General features: G+C 62.5%; 13 protein-coding genes. 11 read left to right on the forward strand and 2 right to left on the reverse strand.

All coding sequences use genetic code 11. The annotated features are described in order from the left end of the window. Positions 1-78: 78 nt before the first annotated feature. From XI09_RS36920 to XI09_RS36930, 3 genes are read left to right on the forward strand one after another with little or no spacing between them, the layout of a single operon-like run. Positions 79-1,575: a DUF4153 domain-containing protein gene (locus tag XI09_RS36920; protein WP_271571275.1), complete on the forward strand. Its 1,497-nt coding sequence runs from the start codon at positions 79-81 to the stop codon at positions 1,573-1,575. A gap of 14 nt (positions 1,576-1,589) precedes the next feature. After that, entirely contained in the window at positions 1,590-2,294 is a 705-nt protein-coding gene (locus tag XI09_RS36925) for a response regulator (RefSeq protein WP_271571276.1), read from the forward strand. After that, positions 2,291-3,877, forward strand: coding sequence for an ATP-binding protein (locus XI09_RS36930; protein ID WP_271571277.1), 1,587 nt, complete (start codon positions 2,291-2,293; stop codon positions 3,875-3,877). The genes XI09_RS36925 and XI09_RS36930 overlap by 4 nt, the downstream gene beginning before the upstream one ends. Here XI09_RS36930 and XI09_RS36935 read toward each other — a convergent pair. Beyond that, positions 3,874-4,014: a hypothetical protein gene (locus tag XI09_RS36935; RefSeq protein ID WP_007597071.1), complete on the reverse strand. Its 141-nt coding sequence runs from the start codon at positions 4,012-4,014 to the stop codon at positions 3,874-3,876. The genes XI09_RS36930 and XI09_RS36935 overlap by 4 nt on opposite strands. A gap of 270 nt (positions 4,015-4,284) precedes the next feature. On the opposite strand from XI09_RS36935, the gene XI09_RS36940 reads away from it, so the two are divergent. From XI09_RS36940 to XI09_RS36975, 8 genes are all read left to right on the forward strand, one after another. Beyond that, positions 4,285-4,680, forward strand: coding sequence for a DUF3606 domain-containing protein (locus tag XI09_RS36940; protein WP_271571278.1), 396 nt, complete (start codon positions 4,285-4,287; stop codon positions 4,678-4,680). A 48-nt stretch (positions 4,681-4,728) separates the two neighbouring features. Then, positions 4,729-5,223 carry a hypothetical protein gene (locus XI09_RS36945; RefSeq protein WP_271571279.1) on the forward strand — a complete coding sequence of 165 codons (495 nt, stop codon included), beginning with the start codon at positions 4,729-4,731 and terminating at the stop codon, positions 5,221-5,223. 109 nt (positions 5,224-5,332) lie between these two features. Beyond that, entirely contained in the window at positions 5,333-6,262 is a 930-nt protein-coding gene (locus XI09_RS36950; RefSeq protein ID WP_333939163.1) for an alpha/beta hydrolase, read from the forward strand. Positions 6,263-6,844: 582 nt separating this feature from the next. Further along, on the forward strand, positions 6,845-7,849 hold the full coding sequence (gene dctP, locus XI09_RS36955; RefSeq protein ID WP_271571281.1) for a TRAP transporter substrate-binding protein DctP: 1,005 nt from the start codon (positions 6,845-6,847) through the stop codon (positions 7,847-7,849). A 6-nt stretch (positions 7,850-7,855) separates the two neighbouring features. Continuing rightward, positions 7,856-9,859 carry a putative bifunctional diguanylate cyclase/phosphodiesterase gene (locus XI09_RS36960; protein ID WP_271571282.1) on the forward strand — a complete coding sequence of 668 codons (2,004 nt, stop codon included), beginning with the start codon at positions 7,856-7,858 and terminating at the stop codon, positions 9,857-9,859. Between the two features lie 158 nt (positions 9,860-10,017). Further along, positions 10,018-11,397, forward strand: a complete 1,380-nt coding sequence (locus XI09_RS36965; protein ID WP_271571283.1) for an HlyD family efflux transporter periplasmic adaptor subunit — start codon at positions 10,018-10,020, stop codon at positions 11,395-11,397. Further along, positions 11,394-13,337 (forward strand): glycosyltransferase, encoded by a 1,944-nt coding sequence (locus XI09_RS36970; RefSeq protein WP_271571284.1) that lies wholly within the window; start codon positions 11,394-11,396, stop codon positions 13,335-13,337. The genes XI09_RS36965 and XI09_RS36970 overlap by 4 nt, the downstream gene beginning before the upstream one ends. Before the next feature lie 433 nt (positions 13,338-13,770). Then, positions 13,771-13,962, forward strand: a complete 192-nt coding sequence (locus XI09_RS36975; RefSeq protein WP_271571285.1) for a hypothetical protein — start codon at positions 13,771-13,773, stop codon at positions 13,960-13,962. 102 nt (positions 13,963-14,064) lie between these two features. On the opposite strand, the gene XI09_RS36980 is transcribed toward XI09_RS36975, so the two are convergent. Beyond that, positions 14,065-14,226: a response regulator gene (locus tag XI09_RS36980; protein WP_271571286.1), complete on the reverse strand. Its 162-nt coding sequence runs from the start codon at positions 14,224-14,226 to the stop codon at positions 14,065-14,067. Positions 14,227-14,673: the final 447 nt, after the last annotated feature.

Raw genomic sequence — 14,673 nt, forward strand, 5'->3', positions numbered from 1 at the left:
TGCAGACGATGATCCCGCCTTCTGCACAAGCAGCGTTCAGACTTCGTGATGTCACCCATCACGAGAGGTCTTCCGGACATGACGAGCCTGGCTTCGACGATCGCAGCGGACATCCAGCCGATCAGGCATTCCTCGATTCCGGCCAAGGTCGGCCTCGCGCTGGCGCTGGCCGCGCTCGCCGACTGGCTGTTCTATGGCGAGCGGATCGGACTATCGCTCACGCTCTTTGCCGTCGCGATGGCTTGCGTGTCCGTGCTCTTCAACCATGCGGTACTGGATTTTCGGCGCGCGGCGATCGGCGGCACGATCTTCGTGCTCGGCCTCATGCCCGCCGTCGAGGAGCTCAACACTCTGTCGTTCCTGATCCTGGTCACGTCGCTGACGATTGCGCTGCTGCTCGCGACCAACCCGGAGGCGACGGGGCTTGCCGACCGCGCTCGCGCGCTGCGAAACTTTGTCCTGCTCGGTCCCTTCAGGTTCTTCCCAGAGGCGCTCCAGATCTTCAACATGTCGGCCTTCACCCGCGGCATTGCGCTTTGGCTGCTGCCGGCGGCGCTGGGCACGGTGTTCGTCGCGCTGTTCGCCGCGGCCAATCCGGTGATCGAGCAGTGGGTGTCGCTCCTTAATCCAAAACTCATCTTCGAATATGTCAGCGTCTGGCGCGTGCTGTTCTGGACTTTGATGCTGGCGCTGGTCTGGCCATTCATCCATGTGCGCTGGCGGCGCAGGAAGGTTATCACCACGACGGTCGACGATGGCCCGGTGCCGCCGCCGCTCCCGCCCCTGGTCCCGGCCGAGTTCCTGGGACCCTCGGCGATTCTGCGCTCGCTGATCCTGTTCAATCTGCTGTTCGCGGCACAGTCGATCCTCGACGGCATCTATCTCTGGGGCCATGTGGCGCTGCCGGCCAACCTGACCTACGCAGCCTATGCCCATCGCGGCGCCTATCCGCTGATCGCGACCGCCCTGCTCGCCGCGGCCTTCGTGCTGGTGGCGATGCGTCCGGGCGGGCCGGCGGAGAAATCGAAAGTGATCCGCCCGCTGGTCTATCTCTGGGTGGGACAGAACGTGCTGCTGGTCGCCTCCTCCATCCTCCGCCTCGATCTCTACGTCGACATCTACATGCTGACCTACTGGCGCATCGCGGCCTTCATCTGGATGGGGCTGGTGGCGCTCGGGCTGATCCTGATCGTCGCCCGCATTGCGCTCGACCAATCCAACCGGTGGCTCGTCGGCGCCAATCTGATCGCGTTAACGATCGTGTTGTATAGCTGCTCGATGGTGAACTTCGATGCGTTCATTGCCGACTACAATGTTGCCCACAGCCGGGAAGCATCGGGCAACGGCGTGCAGATCGACATCAACTATCTCCTGACGCTTGGGCCGCAGGCGCTGCCCGCCATAGACAAGGCGATCTTGCTGCGGCCCGGCAGCCCCGAGAGCTGCCTTGTGTCGCGCCGCGACCGCCTTGTAGAACAGCAGCGTCAGGATCTGGCCTGGCGGAGCTGGGGCTTTCGAAACTGGCGGCTCCAGCGCAGGCTGGAGGCGCAGGTGAAGAATCAGCCGACGGGCTGACGAGGGAGAGTTTCTTGGCGCATCGCATTCTCATCGTCGACGACGAAGGCCATATCCGCGAGGTCATTCGCGTCGCGCTGAGGAAGGCCGGGATGGACGTGATCGAGGCGCGCGACGGCAAGGAGGCGCTCGCCCGCTTTGCCGCCGACAAGCCTGACCTGATCGTGCTCGACATCGGCATGCCCGAGTTCGACGGCCTCGACGTCTGCCGCGAGATACGCAAGAGCTCCGACGTGCCGATCCTGTTCCTGTCGGCGCGCGACGAGGAGATCGACCGTATCCTGGGTCTCGAGATCGGCGGCGACGACTACGTGACAAAACCCTTCAGCCCGCGCGAGCTGGTGGCGCGGGTCAACGTCATTCTGCGCCGTCTCAGCCCCCGCAATGGCGAGGCCAAGGCCGGGCCGAGCGCGCTGGCGCAAGGCGGCTTGCTGATCGATCCCGAGCAGCATGTCGCGTCCTTCGCTGGCACGCCGCTGAAGCTGACCGCGATCGAGTTCGGCATTTTGCGCGCGTTCCTGACCCGGCCGACCTCGGTGTTCAACCGCGAGCAGCTGATGCGCGCGGCCTATCAGCTCAACATCCAGGTCTCCGACCGCACCATTGACAGCCACATCCGCAACATCCGCGCCAAGCTCGCGGCGGTGGCCTGCGACAACGTCATCGAGACCATCCACGGCGTCGGCTTCAAGCTCGGCCGCTGCGAGAAAGAGGCATGAGCGCGGCGCCCGATAAATGGCGGCCGTCGCTCGGGCTCGTCATCTTCGCGGTGCTGGCGACCGTCGCGGTGCTGCCGCTGGTCGGCCTGTTCTTCTTCCGCCTCTACGACAACCAGCTCATCCGCCAGACCCAGGCCGAGCTGATCGCGCAAAGCCGCGTGCTGGCGACGATCTATGCGCAGGAGGTCACCGCGCGGCTCGATAGCGGCCTCACGCTCGGCGCCGAGGTGCCTCCGGGCGTGCTGCCCGACCCCGGCGACCAGGTCACGCCGATCCGTCCCGCGCTTGACCTGACCACCAACGATTTGTTGCGGCGGCGGCCCGATGCGCAAGCAGCAATCCGGCCGGCACAGCCGGCCTATGTCGAGATCGGCGCAAGGCTGACGCCGATCATCCGCGAGACCCAGAAGGTGACGCTGGCGGGCTTTCGCATCCTCGATCCGCAGGGGGTGATGATCGCCGGGCGCCAGGAGGTCGGCCAGTCGCTCGCCCATATCGAGGAGGTCGCGGACGCGCTGCACGGGCAGTACCGCGCCACCTTGCGCAACCGCGTGCCGGACAAGCCGCCGCCGCCGATCTATTCCTTCAGCCGCGGCCTCGGCGTTCACGTGTTCTCGGCGATGCCGGTCATCGTCAACAACCGCGTTGCGGGGGTGATCTACACCACGCGGACGCCGAGCAACATCTTCGACCATCTCTACCAGGAGCGGGCTAAGTTCGTGCTGGCCGGGCTCGCCGTGATCCTCGGCACGATCGCGATCGGGCTGGTATTCTCGCGCACCATCACGCTGCCGATGCGCGAATTGATCGACCGCGCCGCACGGATCGGCCGCGGCGACCGCGAGGCGTTCAGGCCGCTGCGGCACTACGGCACGCGCGAGTTCGCCCAGCTCTCGCACAGCTTCCTCGGCATGGCCGAGCAGCTGGCGCGCCGCTCCGACTATATCGCGACCTTCTCGGCCCACCTCACCCACGAGCTGAAATCGCCGCTGACCTCGATCAAGGGCGCAGCCGAGCTGTTGCAGGATTCCGTTCAAGGCAAGTCGGGCAGCCTGACGCCGGCCGAGCAGACGACGTTCATCGCCAACATCCTGTCCGACACGCAGCGGCTGGAGGCGATGGCGCAGCGGCTGCGCGAGCTCGCCCGCGCCGAGAGCCTGCCGCAGAACGAGCGCACCGAGCTTGCGCCCGTCATCGCCGACCTCAGGAACAGGTTTCCGGCAAGCGCAATCTCGGCCAGCGGCAGCCTCGACCGGGCGATCGGCATGTCCGGCGAGAAGGCATTGATCGTGCTGTCGCATCTCGCCGACAACGCGATGCGGCACAAGGCGAGGTCAATCAGGCTTGAGGCGGTGGACGAGCGGACGACCCTGCTTCTGACGGTGAGTAATGACGGCGAGCCGATCTCGGCGCCGAACCGCGACAGGATCTTTGACGCGTTTTTCACTACCCGCCGCGACCAAGGCGGCACCGGGATGGGGCTGGCAATCGCGCGCGCGGTGATGGCGAGCCATGGCGGCTCGATCAGGCTGAAGCCGACCGATGAAGGCGCCGCCTTCGAGCTGCAGTTTCCGGTCGCCTAGATCGCGAACACCCAGGCGGCGACGATGGTGCCGATGGTGACGAGACCGGCGATGGTCCAGCCGGCGGCATATTCCAGTTCAGGGTGACCGGTCGCCCGCATGATCTCTGCCGGATCGGCGGTATGCTTCTCTGCCATGACAGCCTCGCACGTTTCTCCCCGTGTCTATGGATTAAGTCGCACCAGCCGCCATAAGGTTCCATCACGGACATGCGAGGAATAAAAAAACGCGAAACAACCCCATGCACAGTAGAAACCCTGCTCCGGCGCGAGGCGGGGCCACGCCGCACAACCTTCTGACACACCGGTGCAAAACCACCCCGCCGCGCAATTCCCGCGCGCACCGCGCCTTGCCTTCCAAATCCGGTTGCATGCTAGACTGGACGCCGTCCACGGCAGGAGGGAAGCATGGCCGACAACAAGGCAAAGCGGGGCGGAGCCGATCGCGCCCTGATTGCGCTCACCGAGAAATACGAAGTCGCCTATTGGTCGAAGAAGTTCAAGGTGACGCCGGCCAAGCTGAAATACGCCGTCAAGAAGGTCGGCCACTCCGCCAAGAAGGTCGAAGCCTACATCAAGCTCCAGAAGCACCGCGCCTCCGACAAGAGCCGGATCGCGCTCGGCGAGGCCTATGAGGTCCGCTACTGGTCGAAGAAATTCAAGATCACCCCCGCCAGGCTGAAGGCCGCCGTGGCCGCAGCCGGCCATTCTTCCAAGAAGGTGGAAGCGTATCTCGCGGCCCAGAAGGCGGCGAAAAAGACCAAGAAGGCGAAGAAAACGGTCAAACGGAAGAAGACCGCCTGAGATTTCGGGCCCATTTTCGGACCCATTTTCGGACTCTTGGAGGCAGGGATGAAATCCGGCCGATCGATCCTATCCTGCGCCCTTGTTCTTGCTGCCATGTCCCACCTCGCCGGCGCCTCCGCGGCCACGCCCGCAAAGGTCTCGGGCGCGACGGCGCTGGCGCTCGCGGGCGTGATCGCGCCGCTGTCGCCGATTCTCACCGGCGCCGAGAAGAAGGCGGTGGCGATGCTGTTCGCCGCCAATGCCGACATTCCCTACAAGAAGGCCATCGTCGTGACGGCCGACCGGATCGTCTGCCGCACCGGCAATGTCGACATCACCATTCGCAATTGCGAGGTGACCTTCGGCAAGAAGGTGAAGACCGTGAACGGCTCCACCGCCAACGAGATCTTCGCCACGGAAGCGCTCGCCGGCGTTCCGCCCGACGGCGCGGCGGGATCGAATTTCGAGAGCCTCGCCAAGCTGAGCTGCACGATCGACCCCAACGCGATCAGGCGGAAGGACGGCAGCGGCGCGGATTGCACATTCGAGCCGGCGAATTGAGCGCCGAAGGTGCCGTCAAATCGCCTCAAGACCAGCCAACTAATGAGGCGAATTGAAAAGACAGGCCCCGACAGCGAGCCAATATGAGCGCGCAAGGCCCGGCACCATCATGAAGAATTATCTCGCATTTTTGCTTGTTCTGACCGTCTCGACAGCCTCCGCACATGGTCCGGTTCCGGCGCGGCTGACTGCGCCGCCCGAGCTCGTCCGCGTCGGGCTCACCGACAACGACACCACCGCCGGCGGCACCGCGCGTCTCTGCGAGCAGGTCACCTTCGCGCGCGGCCTGCGCTACGGCGAGAGCGAGGCCAATGTGCTCGATGTCGCCACCAGCGCGACCAAGGCGGATACGCCGCGGCCGGTGCTGCTGTTCGTGGCGGGCGACACCTTTACCGGCGACCATGCGGCGCCGGAGCTGTCGCGCCAGATCCAGGACCAGGCCATGTGCTTTGCCGCGCGCAACGACATGATCGGGGTGCGCGTCAGCTATCGTCTCGCGCCGTCGGCGACCTGGCCCGCCGGGGCGACCGACGTGGCGGCGGCGCTGTCCTGGGTCCACGGCAATATCGACCTGTTCAATGGCGACGCCCGCGAGATCGTCGCGGTCGGCTATGGCGCCGGTGCCTTTCACGTCGCCACCCTGCTGGCCCATCCCGAGCTCCAGACCGACCGCGCCGACGTCGCGGGCGTCGTGCTGGTGTCCGGGCTCTACCGTGCGGGCAAGGACGCCAGCGACAGTGTGAAGGCCTATCTCGGCGGCGACGCCACCCAGTACGACAAGCGCTCGGTCTTCCCCGGCATCCTTAATGTGGACGTGCCGATCGTGCTGGCCTGGGCCGCGGACGATTCCGCCGGGCTGGTGGCACAGGGCGAGACCCTGAAGAAGACGCTCTGCGGCGCCGGCCATTGTCCGCGCGGCACCATCCTGCGCAGCCGCGACGGCATCGCCGCCGCGTTCGGCCTCGACGGCTCCGGCGACAGCCTCGCCGAGCCGACGCTGCTGCTGGTGCACCAGCTCGAGGCGCGGGGACTGCCGTAGCGGGACGCTGCAGGCGGCGCGCCGATAGCGTCCACCTTTTGCTGGGCTGCTCCCTCCCCGGCCTTCCCGCAAGGGCAGGGTAATTGCATAGGAAGAAGAACTCGGTCGGCGGTTTCGTTGTGGCCCATCCTTCGAGACGCCCGCTTTTGGCGGGCTCCTCAGGATGAGGTCTTGTTTCGCGGTGAGATGTTAGACCCTCGGTGATGATCTGACGCAGCATCGCGAGCTGATCCGCCCGGTGTCTGTGAAAATTTGATCGGTCTCTTGCACCATAGCGTTTCGCCCTTAGTATGGCCTCGCGCCGTCAGCCTCTGAGAAGGCGAGCCTCGAATTTCGCGCCATTGCCGCACGGGCACGAGCCGCTGAAGTAAGCCAAATCGCATTGGCGCCTCCCAGACAATTGTATCGCTCGCGTTAGCACGCCTCAAACCACGATTCGTGATTTGGTCGCCGCCCGGAGCGCCGCGTGCTATCTAGGAGAGTTATCTAGAGCATTTCTATCTATGGGGGGTCGCTTAGAGACCAAGGAAATCGGCGTTTCGCACAACTGTGTGACGCGCCGCCGCCACGATCGGAAAACCGATGCTCAAGTTGCTGGCACGATGCGCGGTGATCTCTGTTGTGTTGATTTCGGCGTCGGTCGCCGAGCCGGTTAAGCTCAAATTGGCCTTCCCCAGCTCCGACCGCTCGACGAGTTATCTCGCCGCGGTCAGACCATTTGTCGACGCGGTCAACGCCGAAGCAAGAGGCCTGATCGAAATCGAAACCTATTTCAGCGGCGTGCTCGGCAAGGATCCGGCTGAGCAGCCCCAGCTCGTGCTCGATGGTACGGCCGACATCGCCTACGTCGTGACAGGCCTGACGCGCAACCGGTTCGCAGATAATGCAATCGTCGAGATGCCCGGTCTGTTTACGAGCATGCGGGAGTCCGTTGCTGTGTTCACCCGGCTCGTGGCCGCCAACGCTTTGCAAGGATACGATGACTACACCGTGATCGGCGCCTACGTCACCGAACCGGAGACGATCCACAGCAAGATCCCGATCACGTCGCTGAATGATTTGAAGGGCAAGAGAATTCGCGTCAACAATCCCGGCGAAGCCGCCGCGCTGGAAAAACTCGGAGCGCAGCCCGTGTTTCTGGCGGTCACCAAGATCTCGGAAGCCATCGGCAACGGCAGCATCGATGGCGCGCTCGTGCCACCGTCTCCATTGGTCGACTATGGCATCAAACGCGTTGCAACTTATCATTACCTTCTTGGAATCAGCGGCGCGCCATTGATGGTTTTGATGAACCGAAAAACGTTCGATCGGCTGCCCAAATTGGCCCAAGCGATCATCCTCAAATACAGTGGTGAGTGGGCTGCCGCGCGCTTCATGGATACCTACGAAGCGGCGGAAAACAGCATTATGCGGGAACTGAAGTCCGATCCGAAGCGCCAAGTGATCATGCCCTCGTCGTCGGACCTCGATGCGGCAAATGCCGTGTTCGCAGCCATTGCCAATGATTGGGCTTCAAAAAGTGAGCACAATGCCGAACTGCTGAAAACGGTCCGGACCGAGCTCACGAAAATGCGATCGACCCGGTAGCCGCGGATGCCGTCGCTCGCCAACATCTGGCCTCAGCGAAACATCGTCACCATCGTCGCTGCGCTCGCCATTCTGTTGACGGGTACCGGGATGACCCTGAAGATCACGACCGATCACCTTCTCCGCCAAGATGCGATGTCGACCGCACGCAGCTGGGCGAGGTTCCTGGCGGCCAGCGTCACCGATCTTGAGCAGATCGCCGGCGGCGAGCAGCCTTCAGCCGCGAGTCTAAGGTTCTTCCTGTCGGCGCGAAATTCCGGCGAGGTCTTTCACTACGAAATATTCAACCGTAATGGCTACTCCCAGCTCGTTTCGACCCGCGAAAAGATCGCGCTCGTCGACTTGTCTGAATACAGCCCCGATGCGGCGCGATCAGTGGTTGACGGTCAACCGATCGTCGACGTCAGGGAGGGAAATTCGCCCGACCGACCGGCATTCTTCGCCCGCGCCTATGTCCCGGTCCAGACCGATGGTCGCCTCACCGCGGTCGTTGCGGCCTACGTGGATGAAACCGAGCAACGCAAGAATGTCCACAATACGTTCCTGACCGCGGCCGTATTCCTTTGCCTGCTGTCGGGCCTCGCCTTCTCCATTCCCGCGATTGCGTGGTATCGTGAAACAAAGGTGAAACAGGCTGACCGACGCATCCGATTCCTCGCCCACCATGACGCGTTGACCGGACTGACAAATCGTCCCCATCTGATCGAAAAACTGGAGAGAACTCTTGCTCACTTGCCGAAGCGGGGCGGGAGCCTTGCCGTGCACTTCATCGACGTCGACCGCTTCAAGGAGGTCAACGATACGCTTGGTCATGACGGCGGCGATTTTCTGCTCAAGTCCATCGCGGAGCGTCTGCGCGCAACGGTCCGGATCGACGACGTGGTGGCCCGGCTCGGCGGGGACGAGTTCGTCGTCGTGCAGCATGACGTCGCCGGCAGGACGCAGGCCGAGTCGTTTGCGCGCCATCTCGCCACCGCTGTAAATGCTCCGGTGAAGTTCAAGCAGCACGAGATCATCACCACCGCCAGCATCGGCGTGGCCCTGGCGCCGGAGGAAGCCACCACCGCGGAGCAGTTGCTCAAGAGCGCCGATCTGGCGCTGTACGCGGCCAAGGCAGCCGGACGCAATTGCATCCGGTTTTTCCTGCCCGAGATGGATACTGCGTTGCAAGCGCGGATCGAGCTCGAGAGGACAATCCGCGAGGCGGTGCTAAATGATCGCTTCGAACTGCATTACCAGCCGCTCTTCGAAATGTCTCAGCGCCGCCTTGTCGGCTTCGAAGCGCTGATCCGTATGCCCGCGGCGGACGGAACGCTCATACCGCCATTGACCTTCATTCCCGTCGCCGAGGAGTTGCGGCTTATCGACCAGATCGGGGCGTGGGTATTGCGGGAGGCATGCCGCACCGCCGCGACCTGGCCGGAGCACCTGACCGTTGCAGTGAACCTGTCGCCCGCGCAGTTCGTGGCGGGCAGCATCAGCGGCATCGTCGCCGCCGCACTGAAAGAGGCGGGCCTCGTGGCGCACCGGCTCGAATTGGAGATCACCGAAAGCCTGCTGCTCGGCAACACCGAAACGATCATGGCGCAGCTCCTGACGCTCAAGGCGATGGGCGTAGCCATCGTGATGGACGATTTCGGGGCCGGCTATTCGAGCTTCAGCTATCTGTGGCGCTTTCCGTTCGACAAAATCAAGATCGATCGAAGCTTCATACAGGGCCTCGACGGCTCCCATTGTCAGGTCGGGACGGTGGTGAAAGCGATCATCGCGCTCGGACGCGAGTTGCACATGCGAGTGACGGTCGAAGGCGTCGAAACCGCCAACCAGGCGGCTTTTCTCGAATCGGCCGACGGTGATCAGGCCCAGGGGTTCTTCTTCGGCCGGCCGGTCCCCGCCTCGGAGCTCAGCGCCAGCATTCTCGCGGACTTTGAGAAGACAACGCAGACACCTTCGTCCGCGACTGCACAAGCGGCCAAGCTGCGCCTCGTCAACTTATCGGCTGAACGGTAGCACGGACCCTTTGCCTGTATCGGCCAACGCGGCTCTTGGCAGATCTCTATTGCAGACAATTCGCGTGTTTCAACTAACTGTTTCAACACCAACATCGCATTTGGCTCAGGTAGGACCGCATCTCGCGCCGAGGTTGCGCATTGATCGTTAGGTCCATCATGCAGAATCAAACGCGTTTCAATTCGACGCCCGAAAGCGGCGATCCAGAATCCGCCAAGCCTCTCGCGATGGACGAAAACCATGACGCGCACGGTTTGCAACGCGCGTTGGATGCGCGTCTCAGTCCCGGCAATACCGATGCCACCGCAACTGGCGGCGATGCGGCCGCGGATGTGGCGCAATCCAAGCCGAGCCGAATGCTTCTCCGATTTGTGAAGGCCGCAGCGGGCATCGCCATCGTCGCAGTATTCGGCTGGCTGCCGCTCAGAGCGCTTTTCCAGACGTCAAGCGTCGAAGCCGTCGTCAATTCGAGGCTCGTGACGTTGAGGTCGCCGATCGACGGGAAGATTTCAGCCGGGGCCAGTCTTGCAGGCGATCTAGGCATCGTCGGCGAGGGCACTTTCATCCTTCGTGTCGTCAATCCGCGCGGCGACCGCGTGCGGCTTGATGATCTACGCAGTCAGATGTCTCGCCTCGAAAACGAAAGGCCGAGCCTCCTTTCGAAGATAGCTTCAGCCCAGGCGGCGCAGAAGGATCTGGCGCGTCAGGCGGCCCTGTTCACAGCGGGGCGCATCCGTCAGCTCGAGGCGCGCATCGCAGAAATCCAAACATCAATCGAAGCGGCCGCAGCGCGTCGCGAAGAGGCGGCGGCCGCGGTGGAAAGAGCTTCATCGCTTATCAAATCGGGCAGCGTTTCGTCTGTCGAGCTTGGGCGCTTGACGCGAGATCAAACCATTGCTCGGCAGACCGAAATCGGCGCGCGACGCCGCCTGGATGCAACCCAGGTTGAGCTCACCGCCGCGCGCGAGGGCACTTTCCTCGGCGACAGCTACAACGATCGTCCGAGCTCGGTGCAGCGTGAGGAGGAAATGCGGCAGCGGGCTGAAGGGCTCACCGCGGACGTAGCGCACGCTGATGCGCAAATCTCGTGGCTCATCGGCGAGATTGAATCAGAGCGATCTCGTTACATCAGCCGCTTCGAGGCGGACATCAAGTTCCCCATCGCCGGCCGAATATGGGAGGTCATGACGGCGCCTGGAGAGGACGTCCGGGCCGGACAACCGCTCATTCGTCTACTCGATTGTTCCGGCGCCGTGGTGACGGCGAACGTCACTGAGAGCGTGTATAACGGGCTGCAGCTGGGATCTCTCGCACATTTCCGGCCGAGCGCCGGCGAGCCCGAATTGGCTGGCACCGTCGTCAATCTCACCGGCTCCGCAGGGGCCGCAGCGAACCTCGCCATTAATCCCGATGCGCTGAGCAAGGAACCGTATCGTGCGACGATTTCGGTCCCCGACCTCAACGATGGCTCCAACGATTGTCCGGTCGGGCGAACCGGACGCGTCATCTTCTCGGCAGCCCCTGCGAGAAAGCCATGATCCCGGCGCTGACACCGGGCCTTATTGCGCTCGGGTTCTGCGTTGCCGTCCTTCCCTGGCTCCGGCACGAGAACTCCACGGCGCGTTCGCTGATGATTTCAATCGTATTGCTGCTCATGGTCCGTTATTTTGGATGGCGCATTACGGCCACGGTCCCGCCCGTCGGCTGGACCGCCGATTTCGCCGTGGGATCTCTGTTCCTCATCGCCGAGGCTGCATCGCTTGCGGCGGGTGCACTCTCGCTGGTATTTCTCAGCCGCACGATCGATCGAACGCCGCAAGTCGAAGCCAACAGGCGGTGGCTTGCCGGACGGCAAGCTCCGCTGATCGACGTATTCATTTGCACCTACAACGAGGAAACGTCGATCCTGGAGCGCACAATCATCGGCGCCACGGGAATGAGTTATCCCAACTACCGTGTCTGGGTTCTGGACGACGGGCGGCGTGACTGGCTCGAAAAGCTTGCCGGCCAGCTCGGCTGCCGTTATCTGGCGCGCCCGGACAACAAGGACGCCAAGGCCGGCAACATCAATCACGCCCTGCGGCATGTGGCAGAGCTCGCCGATCCCCCTGAGTTCATTTCGGTTCTCGATGCCGATTTCGTTCCCATGCCCGAATTTCTCACCCGCGCGATGTGCCTGTTCCGCGATCAGGGCGTAGGCCTGGTACAGACGCCTCAGCATTTCATCAATGCGGATCCGATCCAAACCAACCTGGCTGCGACCAAGGTCTGGCCGGACGAGCAGCGCTTCTTCTTCGATATTCTGATGCCGTCGAAGGACGCCTGGGGCGTGGCTTTTTGTTGCGGCACGTCGTCGGTCATCAGATTCTCATCCCTCGTGAAGATCGGCGGCTTTCCGACCGATTCCGTGACGGAAGATTACTTGCTGACGCTGCGGCTGAAGGAGATTGGCGCGCGCACGGTGTACCTGAACGAACGTCTGACCTTGGGGCTGGCCCCGGAGGGACTCAAGGAGTACATCACTCAGCGCAACCGATGGTGTCTTGGCTTCATGCAGATCTTTCGGGGGCGCAGTGGCCCCTTTTCCCGAAGATCGCAGCTGGATGTTATCGACAGGCTGTCTCTCATCGAAGCATTCATGAGTTGGACCTCGACCTATGTCGTCAAGGTATTCGGTCTCGTCGTTCCGAGCCTTTATCTTCTCTTCGGCATCAAAGCCGTCCAGGCGGATCTTTTCGAACTCCTCGGATATTTCCTGCCTTTTTATGTCTGGTATTCGCTCACCATGACCTGGATTTCCCGCGGACGCTCCATGGCGGTGATGTCGGATGTCGCTCAATACATTGCACTGCCGGCGGTTCTCAAAGCCGTGGCGGCGGGGCTGCTAAAGACGCAGGGGCACAAATTCAAGGTCACCTCAAAGGGCGGGGATCGCGATCAACGCTTCATCGAGTGGCCACTGCTCGGGGTGTACGGCACCGCACTGGCGATTACGCTCGCGGGTATCGTCTATGCCTTCGTGCTTCATGTGCAAGGCGACATGATCGCCTATGGCGGCCTGGCGCTCGCCTGGAGTTTATACAACGCGATCATTCTGATGATCGTCTGCTTGGTGGCCATCGAGCAGCCGCGGCGACGGAAGGCCGAGCGGTTCGAGCGAGATGAGCCGATCCTTTTCACTATCGGTGGCCGGCAGTGCATCTACCGTTTGGCAGACATGTCAATCACGGGCGCCCGCTTCGTGAGCGACAAGCCACCACCTGTCGGGACCGCGGTTCACTGCACCCTCCAGGAGAGAAACGTCGCGGCCCTGGTCGTGCGACGCACGGGGGATGGATTTGCAATCCGGTTTGATGAAACCCTCAACACGCGCCTCGATCTCATTCGCGCTTTCTATTCCGGTGATTACGTCAGTGCATTCACCGGCATCCGCGCCGCCCCTGTCGGCAAAGCATTGATGATGCGGATTTTCGGGTGACTACGTCTGCTGATGGCGTAGTTAACCGACCTCGATATTGTGCGCGATGTCCGCTTTTCGCCATGACGACGCAAGGCGTTAGAGGTCACGCGACGTTGTTGGTCCAAGGTTTCGCAACCCGTCGGGGGCAGCAAACATGGCTGTCCTAGAAGGCCTCATTTCCTCGCAGCGAGGAGATTCGCGGCAAGGAGCATCGTGTCCGAGTGCGGCGACTGAGAGCGCCCCGGCAAATCCGGACATCTGACACCCAATGCGGTAGCCGTCGAAACTGAGCAATATTGACCTGCGAATCAGCGTCTTTGAGAGCATGTAGTCTTGGGGGACGTCATGCCAAAGAGCGCGACAAGGCAGGTAGCGCTGTTGGGAGGGAGGAATGACCACGGAGCGAAGGCAGCCAACCCTTTGGCCCCAGAGTCTCGAAGACGAGATGCGAATGAAGCGCGCCCTCCACGCTCTCGAAAATGAGAATAAGGGCTTGAAAGAATTGGTCGTGCGTCTTTCGGAAACCATCCTTCGACATGTTTGTCGAAGCGCAGCACTAGGCTCGCTGAAAAATACCGCTGAGCGGAACATTCAAAGCCTCACACCGATCCATACTGAGCACGTCACCACCGATCCATACTGAGCACGTCACCGTCCGTTGCCAAGTCGAGCGCGGCAATCGGTTCTTCTCGACCAATGCCCACCTCCAGGCTTTCGGCGCTCGATCGTTCCGGGTAGCGCGCTCCTACGTGGGTGCCCGCAATTCGCTCTGAAACCAAGCCAAGGTTTTAGCCGATCTCATCGGGTCGACCAGCTCGACCGCGATCTGGTCGACGAAATCGCAAGCGGGACATTCGAAGGTACGCATGTCAAAACCGGCGGGGCCGGGCGTGATGGGCGCCAGCATCGTTGTTGTCTGGCATTCAGGACAAGGTGGTCGCCGAATGGTCATGAGGCTCGCCTGGATCCGGCGGGAGCGCGATACTCTCAGTCACCGATGGATGCCGATGGGGGCGGTGATGGACCATGATGGAACCGTGAGCTCTGCTGCCGCTGGTCAATATTGACCACCATCCAAATTAGGGCCCGCTATCCCGAACGTGACCTTACGCAGATCGATTCATTTTTCAACGGACGATTGCCAAACCAACCCCGCCGAGTGCAAACCCGAGTTCGCCAAGACGGCCTACGGTGCCACACGGCACACTCTCTCAATCGAAACGACGCAAGTCTGCGCGCGTCCTCGCGCCGGCTTCAGCGGGGCCAGCGCGCTTTCCAGCAGCGAGCGCACCCGCGCCGTATCGTCCGATTTCACGACCGCCGGGTCGAGATGGAGTTCGAAATCCGCGGCCGC

Origin of the sequence: Bradyrhizobium sp. CCBAU 11386, from assembly GCF_028128955.1 — a bacterium.
Taxonomy (GTDB): domain Bacteria; phylum Pseudomonadota; class Alphaproteobacteria; order Rhizobiales; family Xanthobacteraceae; genus Bradyrhizobium.